General features: G+C 41.4%; 14 protein-coding genes and 1 pseudogene. 11 read left to right on the top strand and 4 right to left on the bottom strand.

Annotated elements, in window-relative coordinates:
- The first annotated feature begins 34 nt into the window (after window positions 1–34).
- Genes L0B17_RS17525 through L0B17_RS17515 form a run of 3 tightly spaced genes read left to right on the top strand, consistent with a single transcriptional unit; the run spans window position 35 to window position 1,488 of the window.
- On the top strand, window positions 35–526 hold the full coding sequence (locus L0B17_RS17525) for a hypothetical protein (RefSeq protein ID WP_235086562.1): 492 nt from the start codon (window positions 35–37) through the stop codon (window positions 524–526).
- Entirely contained in the window at window positions 526–744 is a 219-nt protein-coding gene (locus L0B17_RS17520; protein ID WP_235086560.1) for a hypothetical protein, read from the top strand. Before L0B17_RS17525 ends, L0B17_RS17520 begins: the two co-directional genes overlap by 1 nt.
- Before the next feature lie 6 nt (window positions 745–750).
- Window positions 751–1,488: a pseudouridine synthase gene (locus L0B17_RS17515; RefSeq protein WP_235086558.1), complete on the top strand. Its 738-nt coding sequence runs from the start codon at window positions 751–753 to the stop codon at window positions 1,486–1,488.
- On the opposite strand, the gene L0B17_RS17510 is transcribed toward L0B17_RS17515, so the two are convergent.
- Both L0B17_RS17510 and L0B17_RS17505 read right to left on the bottom strand, forming a co-directional pair.
- Entirely contained in the window at window positions 1,481–3,637 is a 2,157-nt protein-coding gene (locus tag L0B17_RS17510; RefSeq protein WP_235086557.1) for a S46 family peptidase, read from the bottom strand. The two genes, L0B17_RS17515 and L0B17_RS17510, sit on opposite strands and share 8 nt — an antisense overlap.
- A 233-nt stretch (window positions 3,638–3,870) precedes the next feature.
- A complete protein-coding gene (locus L0B17_RS17505; protein ID WP_235086555.1) occupies window positions 3,871–5,073 on the bottom strand; it encodes an aromatic amino acid transport family protein in 1,203 nt (400 codons plus the stop codon).
- A gap of 441 nt (window positions 5,074–5,514) precedes the next feature.
- Here L0B17_RS17505 and L0B17_RS17500 point away from each other — a divergent pair, with 441 nt between their 5' ends.
- Window positions 5,515–6,075, top strand: coding sequence for a TMEM165/GDT1 family protein (locus tag L0B17_RS17500; RefSeq protein WP_235086554.1), 561 nt, complete (start codon window positions 5,515–5,517; stop codon window positions 6,073–6,075).
- Between the two features lie 319 nt (window positions 6,076–6,394).
- Here the strand turns inward: L0B17_RS17500 and L0B17_RS17495 are convergent, their stop codons facing one another.
- Window positions 6,395–6,586 (bottom strand): cytoplasmic protein, encoded by a 192-nt coding sequence (locus L0B17_RS17495; RefSeq protein WP_235086552.1) that lies wholly within the window; start codon window positions 6,584–6,586, stop codon window positions 6,395–6,397.
- A 196-nt stretch (window positions 6,587–6,782) separates the two neighbouring features.
- Here L0B17_RS17495 and L0B17_RS17490 point away from each other — a divergent pair, with 196 nt between their 5' ends.
- From L0B17_RS17490 to lysS, 5 genes and pseudogenes are all read left to right on the top strand, one after another.
- Window positions 6,783–7,241 carry a MarR family winged helix-turn-helix transcriptional regulator gene (locus tag L0B17_RS17490; protein ID WP_235086550.1) on the top strand — a complete coding sequence of 153 codons (459 nt, stop codon included), beginning with the start codon at window positions 6,783–6,785 and terminating at the stop codon, window positions 7,239–7,241.
- Window positions 7,231–8,376, top strand: coding sequence for a 23S rRNA (uracil(747)-C(5))-methyltransferase RlmC (rlmC, locus tag L0B17_RS17485; RefSeq protein ID WP_235086548.1), 1,146 nt, complete (start codon window positions 7,231–7,233; stop codon window positions 8,374–8,376). Before L0B17_RS17490 ends, rlmC begins: the two co-directional genes overlap by 11 nt.
- 54 nt (window positions 8,377–8,430) lie before the next feature.
- Window positions 8,431–9,581, top strand: a pseudogene (gene chrA / locus L0B17_RS17480) (chromate efflux transporter).
- A gap of 252 nt (window positions 9,582–9,833) precedes the next feature.
- Window positions 9,834–10,932, top strand: a protein-coding gene (gene prfB, locus L0B17_RS17475) for a peptide chain release factor 2 (RefSeq protein WP_235086546.1) whose coding sequence is annotated in 2 segments (ribosomal slippage) — window positions 9,834–9,908 and window positions 9,910–10,932 — 1,098 coding nt in all. Because the reading frame shifts where the segments join, the coding sequence is not laid out codon by codon here.
- Between the two features lie 12 nt (window positions 10,933–10,944).
- Window positions 10,945–12,447, top strand: a complete 1,503-nt coding sequence (lysS, locus tag L0B17_RS17470; RefSeq protein WP_235086544.1) for a lysine--tRNA ligase — start codon at window positions 10,945–10,947, stop codon at window positions 12,445–12,447.
- 139 nt (window positions 12,448–12,586) lie between these two features.
- Here lysS and tolC read toward each other — a convergent pair whose 3' ends face one another.
- Entirely contained in the window at window positions 12,587–13,894 is a 1,308-nt protein-coding gene (gene tolC, locus L0B17_RS17465) for an outer membrane channel protein TolC (RefSeq protein WP_235086543.1), read from the bottom strand.
- A 505-nt stretch (window positions 13,895–14,399) separates the two neighbouring features.
- On the opposite strand from tolC, the gene nudF reads away from it, so the two are divergent.
- A complete protein-coding gene (gene nudF, locus L0B17_RS17460; protein ID WP_235086541.1) occupies window positions 14,400–15,029 on the top strand; it encodes an ADP-ribose diphosphatase in 630 nt (209 codons plus the stop codon).
- A 41-nt stretch (window positions 15,030–15,070) separates the two neighbouring features.
- Window positions 15,071–15,505, top strand: coding sequence for a DUF1249 domain-containing protein (locus tag L0B17_RS17455; RefSeq protein WP_235089919.1), 435 nt, complete (start codon window positions 15,071–15,073; stop codon window positions 15,503–15,505).
- Window positions 15,506–15,538 lie beyond the last annotated feature (33 nt).

Raw genomic sequence — 15,538 nt, 5'->3', positions numbered from 1 at the left:
CTTTTTCAAAGATAAAGGTAAGCTCGATTGACTTATGTCTAATACCAGCTCCCCCTTGAATAAACAGCATAAAAATTTTGACTTACATCTAGTGATTGTATTTATGTCATTAGCCGCAGCTATTATTGCTAGCTTTGGAGTCTTGTCGGCATTGTTTGCACAGGCGCAGCAAATGCAAACTAACATCTTTAATATTCGTCCTGATATTTTGGGTGATTATATGAATTCTCCCTTAGCTGCGGTATTTAACCTATCTTTATTGGCTGCTGGAGCATGTTTCTTGTTAGCGACTTTGGCTATTTATTTCACTTTCTCTGATGCGTTAAGTCGAACTATTGCCATTGTAGGGGCTATAGTTGGTTTAAGTACTGCACTCATGGGGATGTTTCCGATTAACTTTCTAGAATGGCATCGCAAAGTGTCAACCTTGTATTTAGTTAGCTCGTTAGTCTTACATTGTTTATGTTTTGCTGATTATTTTAAGCCCCAAAGCACCATGACCGGGTGGTATTTGGGTTATCGATAGTGGCGATTGTAACGTCCGTTAACTTAATTCGTTTGCTAGATTGGCATTTACTGGATTTCCCTTACTGCGATGATAGTGGCAGTCATTTTTGTTGGGTATCCTCTAGTATGTGGGTGTTAACTCAAGCGAATATTTTATGGTGTGTCTGTCTTGGGTTCAGCATACGGCAACATATAGTGGTACAACAATCTTTATCGCGTCATTTTGTGCCAGCGTAAATCATTATGGTTCATTACCGTTTAGCCCATTATCTTGCCCTTTGCGGCATCGCCTCTCGGCGTCAATGTTGTAGAATTATTGATGCTAATAGGGTCACTATTAATGGCCAAGTAGCCACCCATTCAGCTGTCATTGAAGTAGATGTTATTAATACAGATTCAGTTAATGATATTCGTGTTGACGGCGTAAAAGTAGGTAAACCCGAAGCTAAAGTATACTGGCTATATCATAAGCCTGTCGGAGTTGATTGTCGTTTAATTGAAAGCGACCCTAGTAGTTTGTTACATCATTTACCTAAAGAGCCAAGATTGTATCCTGCGGGGCGATTAGACAAAGATTCCCGAGGGTTGTTACTGCTCACCAATGATGGCCAATTAACTCAGCAACTATTGCATCCAGGTTTTCAACATTCAAAAACCTATCATGTCAGTCTTGATACACCTTTTGATGCACTGTTTTTGGCCACAATGGCTGCGGGGGTGACTTATCAGCAAGCAGGTCAAAGCATTACCACTCGAACCTGTCAGATGACATCGTTAACATCATTGCAATTTGCCATTGTTTTGACCCAGGGATTAAACCGACAGATCCGTAAAATGTGCCAAACCCTAGGCTATCGGGTTATTGATTTAAAACGGGTGGCTATCGGAGGCGTCGAGTTAGGTCAACTGGCGGAAACAAAACGGCGACCGTTAACGGCCGCCGAATTAAGCATGTTGGTGCAACGAATACGGGTTACTTAACGATGTCCATTTCTGCTAATAAATTATCCGCGTGATCTACATGCTCCATAATCCATAACATATAGCGACTATCAACTTGGATAGAACGGTTTTTATTGGCATCGTAGCCCCAATCACCAATAATACTTTCATACACACCATCAAACAATAAACCGACTAATTCAGCGCGGCCATTTAGTGTAGGTGAACCAGAGTTACCGCCAGTGGTATCTAAGGTTGATAAGAAGTTAACCGGTACAGAATCAATAGCTTTGACATAGTAATCGCCGTATTGTTTTTGTTTGATTAACTCAAGCTGCTTAGCCGGTGCATCAAATGGATCTAAACCGGTATCTTTGGCTAAGATACCCTCTAAACGTGTAAAGGGCACCGCCACCAAGCCGTCTTGCGGTGAATAGCCTTTAACATTACCTACTGAGACACGTAAGCTTGAGTTAGCGTCAGCATAAACCGGCTTACCGAGTTCACGATTATAAGCAATGATAGCGTCCATAAATTGTGGACGTACTTTCATTAGATCACCTGATAATTGTTTTTGTGCTTGCTCTAGCTTGATGCTTTCATCATAGGTACTGACAGCAAACTGAATGAATGGGTCGTTAGATTTTTTAAAATCTGCAACCGATTTGTTCATCCATGCTAAACGGGTAGCTTGATCAGCTAATGTTGTTTGAGCAAACATCTTATCTAAGGTTTTATTCAATTTTTTAGCATCGAATTTTTTACCAATATTAAAGGCTTTATCAAATGCCGGTAAACGCTGTTCTGCCGGTAGGTTGGCATAACGCGTTAGCAGATCGATTAATAATGCTTTGTCGACACTAGCAGCATAGCGACGATCAATACGTTCCATGCTTGAGGTAAAGCTGGTCATGTCACGGTCTTGATAACCTGGTTCACGCTGCATATCAGGCAGTGTTTTTTCGTTAGCTAAACGATATAAATCACGCGCTGTGGTCAGCATGGTTGTGTAGGTGATATAGCCTAACAAGGTATCACGCTGCTGGTTTTGCTGACTTTTAGTGACCAATTTATTCAGTTCAACTAGCGTTTCGCCATACTTTGCCTGACGTGCCGAATCGGCATTAATCCATGACGCTAGATCACTTTCGACCTTTTTACGATCATCTAGCATGGGCATTTTGCCGTAGAACTCAATCATTGAAGCAAAGTTTTTAGCGTAGTTGGCAAGCCCTGCTATTAAGCTTTCATACTTAATGCGCTCATCAGTGCCTTCAGCGGCTGTTTCTTTGATTATTTCAATCATGCGCTCGCGCAGAATCTTACCTTCTGGATAAGCCCACTCGAATTGGTTTTCTACCTCGCTTGCGGTGCGATAGCGATTAGTGCTGCCGGGATAACCAGCAACCATCACAAAGTCACCATCACTGACGCCTTTAGCTGATACTTTTAGAAAACTTTTTGGCTCATAAGGCACGTTGTCCGCATGAAAGTCAGCTGGTTTACCATCTTTGCCTACATAAGCGCGATAAAATGAGAAGTCGCCAGTATGGCGTGGCCACATCCAGTTATCGATATCGCCACCGTATTTGCCGACACTGCCAGCCAGGTTATAGGCCAAGCGTACATCACGAATTTCGAGCTGTTTAACGAGGTAATATTCTAAGCCACCATGGAAGCTGTAAACCTGACAATGGTAACCTTCTTCTTGCTCACACTCGGCCACTAGGGCTTTCTCTTGTTGTTCGATACCGGCGTAAAAATCGTTGCCGACCTTGTCCATTTGGCCATTTGTAATTTTATCAGTTACTTCGGTCACCGCTTCGGTAACATAAACACGTGACCCTGGCGTAGCAGGTAATTCTTCTTGGTAAGTTTTAGCTAAAAAGCCATCCTTTAGCAGATTTTTTTCTGGGGTTGAGTTGTATTGAATTGCACCGTAAGCACAGTGATGATTAGTGACCACTAAGCCTTTTGGCGATACAAAAGAGGCGGTACAACCGCCAAGACTGATTACCGCATTCATAGGGAATTCAGTCAGTTTAGAAATTGATTTTGCATCAATCTCTAAGCCTTGTTGCTTAAGCATATCAGCCATAGCGGGAAGTTGGTGCGGTTGCCACATACCTTCATCCGCTTGCGCAGCAAAACTGGCTGCAATAGCAGCCGTAAGTAACCATGTTTTCATTGTTATAAGTCCATTTTGATAAAGTAATCACATGCTCAAGTGGTTTGGCAGTATGTGAAATAAACCGAATATACATTAATGTATTTATTATTTTAGATAGTAGCGCGATGTTAATGCGACTATTCGCCATACAAAAAAAGTCAGGCCTAGGCCTGACTTTAACAAAACTTATAACATCTTAACAGCGCCAGAAAAACCCAGTTACAAACTAAATTTAACTTCGTGATCGGCCATTAACCCAGTGCGACCATTAGCTGTGCAATAACAATCAATACACCAATAATACCTGTGATTATCAGTGCAGGAACGCCACCCATGACTTGATAACCGCCTAGTTTTTGTGAGCGTTGTATTAATGCCATCGCTATTGGTAAAAAGATGATCATCACAACCAAAGGAATAGCAGCAAAACCTAACACTTGAAAAAAGCCATCTGGGTAGAATAATGCGCACAGTAATGGTGGAATAAAGGTGATTAACCAAGTTTGCATACGGCCAGCAACATTGCTTCTAGCACGTGTAAGTTCGGCCACATAATCAAACAAGCTCATAGTGACACCTAAAAATGAAGTTATTAATGCAAGGTTGGCAAAAATATCAATAAATTGGCTAATAATGTGTGATTCAACTAGCCCTTGTAATGCCAATACCAGTTTAGGCAGAGATCCACCAAGCTCATGCACTGTTGAGCCACCTAATGAGCCTAATGTCACCAATAACCAAAGAATGTAGCAGACTAATGGAATGGTTGAACCGATTAACAGGACTTTACGCAGTGACATAGCATCACCGTCTAGATAGCGCACAATAGTGGCGATACACACGTGGAAACCAAATGAGGTAAAAACTACCGGAATTGCAGCTAGCCATAGCTGAGTTAATTGATTGCCTTGAGCGACTTCACTGACAGTGTTGGTTAATGCTGCAACTAAATTAACGTCTGGCAGTAAAAAGGTGACCACCAAGACTAACAATACCACCATAGCGGTAAACAGCACTCGAGAGACCTTATCAATCCAACTGACACCAACGGCAATAATACCGCCAAACATAAGCGTGAATAATAGCACTGCTGCTTGGTTACTTAATTCAAGCCCCAGAGGGGCTAAGCGGGTTTCCAGTAGCGAGGAACCGCCCATTAAATACACCATGGTTAAGGCAAATAATAAACTTAAAAACGAACCACCTTGAATTAACTGCCCTAGCTTACCCAACGTTTTCCCTGTGATGGCATGGACATTATCACCTACCCCAGCACGTAAGTTAATCTCTAGCATCAGTAAAGAGGTGTAAGCTGAGATCCCCCAAATGACAATTAACAACAAAATAGCCGGGATGATCCCCAATGCTGCCGTGGCTAAAGGCAACGCAAGCATGCCTCCACCTATTGCAGTACCTGCGACTATCGAAATAGAGCCAAGTGTTTTTAAATTCACGAGTGTGTCCATATAATTATTATTTTTAATAGCCAGCGACATTAGCAGAAGGCAAACGACTCAGGCAAGAAACTTAGTCTATTAAAGATTTTTTACGCTGTGTAGAAACAATTACATAACATTTGTTTCGTTAAGATTAAAGTCAGTAGTGATATTGAGTTTTCAGTAGACCATAACAGCTCAAGTGGTTAGGCATTGAGTATTGTATGCCATTTGAGTTTGAGTTATATTGCAGCCCTCGTTTTAGGGGAGTAGCTAGCTTTAAGTTGTTGCCATCAATAACTTTGGGCGTTTATATCAACATAATTGGCCATATTGCCATGCTATAAACAACAAAGACGTTCTTTGTTAAGCAAGACCTAGTGCGGTAACAGTAGCTTAGAGGGCTTGCTGTTGCTTGTGCTTGGTTTATATGCCCTCTAATCACGCTAGGATTTTCCCTTGGAAGCACTTCTTACTTCAACTTTTACCGTTGCTATTGCTGAAATTGGCGATAAAACTCAACTGTTAGCATTATTGTTAGCCGCACGTTTTCGCAATAAATCTGCCATAGTTTTAGGCATTTTATTGGCAACATTAATCAATCATTTTGTGGCGGCTTGGGTCGGGCAGTTTGCTGTTAGCTGGCTTGACCCTCAATGGGCTAGCTATGCTGTAGCTGGGTCATTTTTTGCTATTGCACTATGGGTATTGATACCCGATAAAATAGATGAGGATGACAATAGCTTTTATAAACTTGGTGCGTTTATGGCTACCTTTATTCTCTTTTTTATCGCCGAGATGGGCGATAAAACCCAAATCGCGACCGTGGTGTTAGCCGCTAAATATGACGCACTTACCATGGTAGTCATAGGGACAACATTAGGCATGTTAATCGCCAATGTGCCCGTAGTATTACTGGGTCACTTTAGTGCAGATAAATTACCGATGAAGATTATCCACAGAAGCTGTGCTGCTTTATTTGCAATACTTGGCGTGGTTACTTTGTGGTATGGCATGTGATTTGAGATTGCGGAAAATCACCACATTGATAATAAGCGGCTGTAACAGCATATCTAGTAGGGCTTACTTATCGGATTGGCAAATAAGCTTCTCAATGGAACCGTGTGCTTTATTACATTGAAAACTAGGCGCTTGAGCCACAGATATCGAAGAGTCGCTCAGCGCTATACCAATCGCATTTAAACTAATTGCAGTTAAATTAATCGTAGTTAAAGCCGATTGTTTTTTCATCAAGTAATTTATCTATCTATTAGCAACACCAGTAATGATCTAATCACTCAGTGGGGTAATTTAAGATAGCAAATACACAGTTAAAAAATTAGGCTGTCGTATTAATATTGTGACCCGCATTACCAACAGGTGCCGCTGGAGGTGCTGCAGCTTCAATCAGTTGCAGTGCCATTTGACCTTCAACTTTTTGCTGATCCTTTGCCATTACAGCTATTTTTAAACTATTGCCAGAATCAATAGTTGTAGGCATGTTACTTGGGGCATTTACTGAAATTGTCATATAAACCTCACTTCTATTAACTTAATGGTTTTCGTCTTACTCTATTTTGTATATCGGCCAGCGTATTAAATACTGTAGCAAAGATATCGTATTTATAAGCATCTTTGGCAAAATATTATAGATTCTTGGTTAAGTATTATAGGTTGTGCACAATTAGAATATGTTATCATAGCGCCTCATTTAAAGGGGGATATTTATGCCATCAACCAATCCATTAGCACTTGAAAATCAGGTGTGTTTTTCATTATATAGCGTCACTAATGCGATGATCCGCGCTTATCGCCCTTTGCTTGATGAGTTGTCTCTGACATATCCGCAGTATTTAGTCATGTTAGTGTTGTGGAAAGAGGCGGGAATAAGCGTTAAAACTTTGGGCGAGCGTTTGCATTTAGACTCAGGTACGCTCACTCCCTTACTTAAGCGCTTAGAAGTCAAAAACCTCGTGATACGCGGACGCAGTGAGGAAGATGAGCGAGTACGAGTATTGCATCTGACCGAACAAGGGCAAATGCTACGCCAGCAAGCTGAGTCAGTACCTGAAATGATGCGCTGCAAAGTGGGTGGCGATATCGCACAATTACAGCAACTTAAAAGCTTATGTGATAACGCATTAAAAGTACTCAATTGTGATAAGGCATCAAGCTGTGAAGTGTGAGTTTTTTGAAAAAGGGCATTGTTTATCTTGTCGTGATATTCACACGCCTATATCAGTACAGTTACAACATAAAATGACCAAGTTACAGCAGTTTTTTAATCAATTGCCTGTTGAGCAATGGCTTGAACCTATTGCAAGTCAAGAGAATCATTTTCGCAATAAAGCTAAAATGGTGGTGTTAGGTGCAGCACATCAACCCGTTTTAGGTATTGTCGATCCCCAGGGGCAACCGATTAGTTTATGCGATTGCCAACTGTATCCTGAAGATATGCAGTTACTGTTAAATCGATTGCAATTATTTGTGCAGCAAGCGGGAATTCCACCTTATCGGGTAGACAAACGTAAAGGTGAGTTGAAGTATATTTTACTTACCCGCAGTTATGCTTCTGGTGAATTTATGCTGCGCTTTGTATTGAACAGTGAACAGGCCATTTCACGGATTAAACGACAGTTACCTCAATTACAGGCTGAGTTTCCTAAAATCAGTTTAGTGTCGGTTAATATTCAACCTATTCATATGGCGATTTTAGAAGGCGAGCAAGAAATATTTTTAACCGATCAAACCCGTCTTGCCGATCGCTTTAATGATGTGCCTTTATATATTCGACCTAAAAGCTTTTTTCAAACAAACCCCAAAGTGGCTGAGCAGCTTTATCAAACCGCACGCGAATGGGTGGCGGCATTTAATCCGCACCATATATGGGATTTATTTTGTGGGGTCGGGGGATTCGGACTGCATTGTGCCAGTGGCAAAATTCGGTTAACGGGAATTGAAATTGAGGCCGAAGCGATAGAATGCGCCAAGATGTCGGCCGCAGAAATGGGCTTAGAGAACATCAGCTTTAGGGCGCTGGATTCAACTGACTTTGCCAATGGGATAGTTGCCAATGATAAACCCGATTTAATTATTGTTAACCCACCAAGGCGGGGAATAGGCGAGTCTCTTTGCCAATCGTTAACCGCATTCTCACCTAAAGCGATAGTCTATTCTAGTTGTAATCCAACAAGTCTAGTCAAAGATTTAGCCATGATGTCAGGTTATCGAATTACCAAGGTACAGTTGTTTGATATGTTTCCTCACACGGATCATTATGAAGTGCTGGTGATGCTAGAGAAAGACGCACTCTGTCATTAAGTATTAATATTAATGTCATAAACTAAAAAGACATCAAGGCAATAGGGATTCAATATGTGGCAAATTTTTAGTCGTTTTTTAGCGTTAGGTTTAATCAGTTTTGGCGGCCCAGCAGCACATATTGGTTATTTCAGACAAACCTTTGTACAAGACTTGAACTGGCTTGATGACAAGCAATACGCCAGCTTTGTTGCCTTAAGCCAGTTTATGCCGGGCCTGGTTCAAGCCAAGTAGGCTTTGCAATTGGTTACCATAAAGGTGGGCTAACTGGAGCATTGGCGGCATTCTTAGGTTTTACGCTTCCTTCATTTTTACTGTTATTTCTGTTTGCTGTTTCCAGTGCCAGTTGGCTGCAACTGGATATGGTTGCTGGTGCTATTCACGGTTTAAAATTACTTGCCGTGGTAGTAGTGGCTGATGCGACTTTAACTATGTTTAAACAATTTTGCCAACGTAAAACAGCGCAATGTTTAATGATAGCCACTGTCGCGTGTATTTTATTATTTCCGGCATTATTAACACAAATTGCGGTACTCATTGTGGCGGCTATTATTGGTGCTTTAGTACTCACCCGCGGTGATAATGTATCTCCCGACGCCCCTGAAATTAAGCTAAATCTATTGTGGTTAGCCATTTTTGTTTTAGGCTTAAGCGCTTCTTTTTGGCTGGCTTCTCAGCCCGATAGTCTTGGGCAAATTTTTGGTCAGTTTTATCAAGTCGGCAGTTTAGTATTTGGTGGTGGTCATGTTGTATTACCGCTACTTGAAGCTAATGTTGGCGAACTTGTAACTCAAGACAGGTTTTTAACCGGTTATGCGTTAGCGCAGGCAGTGCCTGGCCCCATGTTTACATTAGCCACTTTTCTGGGGGCTGATATTTGGCAAGAATCTCCCATTTTAGGTGCGCTTGTGGCGACGGTTGCTATTTTTATGCCGGGATTTTTATTAATGTTAGTGGCGTTAAACAGTTGGGGAGCCATTAGCCAACGTCCAGTTATTGCTGGCGGGTTGGCTGGGGTCAATGCCGCTGTGGTGGGGTTATTATTGGCGGCTTTGTACCAGCCTGTATTTAGCAGTGGGGTAGTCAGTTCACTCGACATGGCGTTAGTGGTGCTAGGGTTTGGGTTACTGAAAATATTCAAGCCTAATATAGTGCTGCTTGTCGCTGGATTTGCTGTTATTGGCACGCTGTTAAGTCTGTTTTAAATATAGGTGTTTTCATTCGTTTTATATTCTGTGTTACTTATTGGCGTCACTTATTTAACGCTTTATGAGTCGAAATAAATCGGTTTATCTTGGTTCACGATTACTGCGTCGCTAGGATCTGAAATCTTGATGCAGACAGTTGAAATATATTCGGCTTAATTAACCTTGCTTCGGTCTAGGTTTAGTGACGCGCATGGGGTAAAATACGCCGTTAAACCTTTTGTTAACCGCTATTTTTTAAGTTGAAAATTCATGTTTGAAGTTAATCCGGTAAAATTCAAAATTAAGGAGCTGGCCGAGCGCACAGAACTTCTTAGGGGGTACCTTTGACTACGCTGCTAAAAGTGAGCGTTTAGAAGAGGTTAGCCAAGAGCTTGCGAGTTCAGAAGTGTGGAATGAACCTGAGCGCGCCCAAGCGTTAGGTAAAGAACGTTCAGCACTTGAAGCCGTTGTAAAAACCATCGATGATATGGATTCTGGTCTTGAAGATATCGCTGGTTTATTAGAATTAGCCATTGAAGAAGACGATGAAGAAACCTTCAATGATGCCAGTAACGAAATTGCTGAACTTGAAGTGCGTCTAGCCGATTTAGAGTTTCGCCGTATGTTTGCAGGCAAAAATGATGCGGCAAGTTGTTATCTTGATATTCAATCAGGTTCAGGCGGAACAGAAGCTCAAGATTGGGCCAATATGGTACTGCGTATGTATTTACGCTGGGGCGAAGCGCATAATTTTAGCCCTGAATTGATTGAAGTGACTGCTGGGGATGTGGCTGGTATTAAAGGTGCAACCATTAAGTTTACCGGTGAGTATGCCTTTGGATGGATGCGGACAGAAACGGGCGTACATCGTTTAGTGCGTAAGTCCCCTTTTGATTCATCAGGTAAACGCCATACTTCTTTTTGCTCGGTATTTGTCTACCCTGAAATCGAAGATGATATTGAAATTGATATTAATCCTTCTGATTTACGTATTGATACTTACCGTGCCTCAGGCGCTGGTGGTCAACATGTTAACAAAACGGATTCTGCAGTACGTATTACCCATATTCCTACTAACACAGTGGTGCAGTGTCAAAATGACCGCTCACAGCATAAAAACCGTGATTCGGCATTTAAGCAATTAAAAGCCAAGTTGTACGAGTTGGAAATGTATAAACAAAATGCCGATAAGCAAGCCGCTGAAGACGCTAAGTCTGATATTGGTTGGGGCAGTCAAATTCGTTCATACGTATTAGATGACTCGCGCATTAAGGATTTACGTACCGGTGTTGAAAACCGAAATACCCAAACCGTTTTAGATGGCGATTTGGACAAGTTTATTGAAGCTAGCCTTAAATCTGGCCTTTAACGAGAGAAGAAGATGACTGAACACACTCAAGATGAAAACAAGTTAATTGCAGAACGTCGTGCAAAACTGGATCACATCCGCACGAATTGCCCAGCAAATGGTCACCCAAACAACTTCGATCGAAAACATAAAGCTGCCGACATTGAAGCTGAGTTCGGTCACCATACTAAAGAAGAATTAGAAGGCATGGGCATTCAACGCTCTATCGCTGGCCGTGTTATGGCTAAGCGTGGTCCTTTTTTAGTGATTCAAGATGTCAGCGGTCGTATTCAGGCTTACGCGGGTAAAGATGTTCAAAAAGACTTGAAAGAGACATTCCAGGGCTTAGACATTGGTGACATTATTGGTGTTACTGGTCAGCTACACCTGTCAGGTAAAGGTGATTTATATGTCAACATGGAACAGTATCAATTACTGACTAAAGCTTTGCGTCCATTACCTGAAAAGTTCCATGGTTTAACTGACCAAGAAACGCGTTACCGTCAACGTTACGTTGATTTAATCGTCAACGAAGATTCACGTAATGCTTTCATTATGCGTTCTAAAGTGGTTTCTGCTATTCGTAACTTCATGATCAAAAAAGAGTTCATGGAAGTTGAAACACCGATGATGCACAGCATACCAGGTGGTGCATCAGCACGTCCTTTTGCGACACATCACAATGCATTAGACATGGCGATGTACTTACGTATTGCGCCTGAGCTTTACCTTAAGCGTTTAGTGGTTGGTGGTTTTGAGCGTGTGTTCGAAATTAACCGTAACTTCCGTAACGAAGGCTTATCGCCACGCCATAACCCAGAATTCACTATGATGGAATTCTATATGGCATACGCTGATTTCAATGACCTTATGGACTTAACTGAAGAGATGTTAAGCTCTATCGCGACTGAATTGTGCGGCTCTCCACAACTTCCATACGGTGAACATACTGTTGACTTTGGTGGCCCTTACGCACGTTTAAGCATGTTAGATGCGATAAAGAAATACAATCCAGATAACGCAACCATTCAGTCTATGACTTATGAAGAAGTTAAAGACGTTGAATTTATGCGTACCCTTGCCAAAAGCATTGGGATGAAAATTGAGAAGTTCTGGACTTGTGGCCAACTGTTAGAAGAAATCTTTGGCGAAACCGCAGAAACTCAGCTAATGCAACCTACATTCATTACCGGTTATCCAGCGGACATTTCACCTCTAGCGCGTCGCAATGATGACAATCATTTTATCACTGACCGTTTTGAGTTCTTTATTGGCGGCCGTGAAGTGGCTAATGGTTTCTCTGAGCTTAATGATGCAGAAGACCAGGACAGCCGCTTTAAAGCACAGGTTGACGCTAAAGATGCTGGTGATGATGAAGCAATGTTTTATGATGCAGACTATATTACTGCACTAGAGCACGGCTTGCCGCCTACAGCGGGTCAGGGTATTGGTATCGACCGTTTGGTGATGTTGTTTACTAACACTCATACCATTCGTGATGTTATTTTATTCCCAGCGATGCGCCCACAGGGCTAATCTCTAGCTAAGTGTCCAAAGCTTATATAGAAAAACCAGCCAATCGGCTGGTTTTTTGTTTTTTAATGATAGACATCACATTACAGATAATAAAAATGGCCCTTGAAGGGCCATTTTTATTAGACGAACGATATTATGATTACTGACTAATTAAGCCATTGTTAATCGCAATTACGTCATCTTCATTCAAAGTGCCCGCAGCTTGTTTTAGGGCCACGATAGAATTGATGTAACCGTAACGGGCATCAGACAACTTACGTTTTGAATCGTATAAGTCACGGGTACGATTTAATACGTCAACAATGGTACGCGTGCCCACTTCAAAACCAGCTTGAGTGGCTTTTAGTGCACTTTCAGACGATACCACTGACTGCTCATATGCTCTGATTGAACTGATTGAAGCATTGACGTTGTTAAAGTTATTACGTACATCTTTAACGACACCACGGTGAGTTTGCTCTAGCTTTTCACTGGCTTCAACATATTGATATTGTGCTTTCTTAACCTGTGAAGAAACTTTAAAACCTTCAAAGATAGGTACACGTAAAGTGATACCAATATTCGCGTTGTCATAGTCTGGTGTCGGTTGTTGCTCAAGCCCTTTAGTGTAACCAGCATCTAAGCTTAGCGATGGCATGTGACCCGCTTTGTAAAGCTTAATCGTCTCACTGGCGATGTCTTTACCGATACGCTGAGCAAGCAATGCTAGGCTGCTAGTTTCTGCCATTTTTAACCAGTCACTAGAGCTGGCGGGTGCTGGAGTGCCTGCTGAAAAGCGGTTGGTGTCGAGAATGTTAATTGATTTATGATCGATACCCGTTATTTCACGCAGTGCTTCATAACTATTGGCTAGCGTGTTTTCAGCTAAAATCTCTTGTGCAGAGGCTAAATCGTACTGTGCCTGCGCTTCATGGACATCAGTAATAGCGGTTAAACCCACCGCAAAGCGTTGCTTAGTTTGTTCAAGCTGGCGCTCAATGGCCGCTTTTTCGGCACCTTGGAATTCAAAGTTATCTTTAGCGGTTAATACGTTGAAATAAGCATTGGTCACGCGAGTGATAAGTGACTGTAATGCTGATGCATAAGAAGCATCGGCTTGCGATGCAGCCATTTCAGCAAGATCTAAACCTACCCAGGCACTGTGGTCGTATATTAACTGGCTTAGTTTTACACCACCAGTTAGCCCCTCGGGCTCAATTCTTGACTCACCTTCATACTTATTCCATGCTTTTGAGTAACCGACAGTCGCACTGATTGTTGGTAGTAAAGGGGCGCGATTTTCTTCAATGCTCTCGTATAATGCATCACGCTGAGCTTGTGCTTGCAATACGATAGGATCGCTGGTGAGAGCTTGTTGGTAAATTTGCATTAAATCGTCAGCTTGTACAGTTGGCGCGAACACTGCAAATGATAATGCTGCGTATAGAGTACCCATTTTGAATTTCATTTTCTGCCCTTTTAGACAATGCTTAAATATCGTAGTTAAAGATATAACGAACTCATTATTAAACCTATCTGTTATAAATGGCATTAGCCTGGATAGGTAGATTTCAATGCACTTAATCAAATGATTAATGTGACAAATAGTGGCGGCATTTAGCGCAATTTGAGTCGAGATTGCGATAAAGCTTAAATTTTTTGTAAACACTATTACTTAAAAAGAAGCATCACAAATGATGGTACTTTAATGTATTTACATTTGTCTGGTGTCACAGCTTAAAAGTGATTTTGCTTCTAAGTTTAACTGGCTTATAGTTGGCCAAAGTGAGCTTTATTCGATAGAAGTAAAATGCTACACCATGGACTATTAAAAAATTATCGTTTTAAGTCAACTTTGAAGTGTAACAGATTTTATTTCACACTAGGCAACCTCAACAATAATTCAATTCATTTCATCTTTTTAGGTGGTGAAGACTTTTTTAACCATCTATCAGCTTAACATTGGGTTTTTTATGAAAAATACAATAGCAACCGTCAATTTTGATGCGGACAATGACTTTGAACTCTTGTCTAAACGAGTGCTCTACCAAGGTTTTTTCCGGTTAGACGAATATCGCTTTAAACATAAGTTGTTTGCTGGAGGCTGGAGTGGAGAAGTCACTCGGGAAGTATTTGAACGTGGTAATGCTGTTGTGGTGCTGCCTTATGATCCAATTCGAGATCAAGTCGTATTAATCGAACAATTACGCGTGCCTGCATTAGCAAGTACTAAATCAATCTGGCTTCTTGAGCTTGTGGCAGGTATGATCGAGCCTGGCGAAAAACCAGAGCAAGTCGCGACAAGGGAATTATTTGAAGAGTCAGGCTTAATTGCCAGTCATATTGACTATATAAATAGTTATCTTGTCAGCCCTGGTGGTACCAGCGAGCGGTTTTATATGTATCTTGGACGAGTTGATGCTAGTCAAGCCAAAGGCATTCATGGGCTTGATAGCGAAAATGAAGACATTAAAGTCCATGTGGTTAGTCGTGAACAAGCTTATGATTGGGTGAAGTCTGGTCGAATAGATAATGCATCAACTGTACTGGGTATTCAGTGGTTGATGTTGAATTATCAGCAATACCAGAATCAAGTCGATTAGGTTAACACAACGGATTATATATTTGAGGTGAAGTGGATCAATTGGCACAGTTAAGTTCGCAAGGCAAAACTCGATACCAACCCAACGTCAGTGCTTTTTTAGCATTATGTGGGCGAAACTATGCGTTGATTTTAAAATGGTTGCCAGACGCGAGTGAAATCGATACCTCTTGGGTAGTTGAAGGTGAGTTTGGTTCATTGGCTGTGACATTGATTGAGAATACTCGATATACCCAATTAGTTGAGATTTCACGCAGCTTACCACACAGCTTATTTGTGTCATCCCCGAAAGTGGTGGTAAGAATATATCATGACGCTCAATTAGCAGAAGTGTTAACTAGTCAACAGATTTTTAGTTTTAAACCGGTATATGATTATCCTAATATAGATATGCATCAGGCCGATGAAAAGTTTCAAGTGAATGCATTTTTAGAAGAGCTACTTAAGATAGGTTGTCACAGTATTACTTTTTCGTGACTTGCTTAACAACGATATATTCGGGAATTGTAC

The sequence above is a fragment of the Shewanella sp. OMA3-2 genome, assembly GCF_021513195.1.
Taxonomy (GTDB): domain Bacteria; phylum Pseudomonadota; class Gammaproteobacteria; order Enterobacterales; family Shewanellaceae; genus Shewanella.
This window is presented reverse-complemented; position numbering and strand designations above follow the sequence as displayed.

Coding starts and splice junctions, on each gene's coding strand:
- L0B17_RS17490 (WP_235086550.1), top strand. CDS start 6,783: ATGCCATCAACCAATCCATTAGCACTTGAAAATCAGGTGTGTTTTTCA.
- L0B17_RS17515 (WP_235086558.1), top strand. CDS start 751: ATGGTTCATTACCGTTTAGCCCATTATCTTGCCCTTTGCGGCATCGCC.
- tolC (WP_235086543.1), bottom strand. CDS start 13,894: ATGAAATTCAAAATGGGTACTCTATACGCAGCATTATCATTTGCAGTG.
- L0B17_RS17495 (WP_235086552.1), bottom strand. CDS start 6,586: ATGACAATTTCAGTAAATGCCCCAAGTAACATGCCTACAACTATTGAT.
- nudF (WP_235086541.1), top strand. CDS start 14,400: ATGAAAAATACAATAGCAACCGTCAATTTTGATGCGGACAATGACTTT.
- lysS (WP_235086544.1), top strand. CDS start 10,945: ATGACTGAACACACTCAAGATGAAAACAAGTTAATTGCAGAACGTCGT.
- L0B17_RS17525 (WP_235086562.1), top strand. CDS start 35: ATGTCTAATACCAGCTCCCCCTTGAATAAACAGCATAAAAATTTTGAC.
- L0B17_RS17510 (WP_235086557.1), bottom strand. CDS start 3,637: ATGAAAACATGGTTACTTACGGCTGCTATTGCAGCCAGTTTTGCTGCG.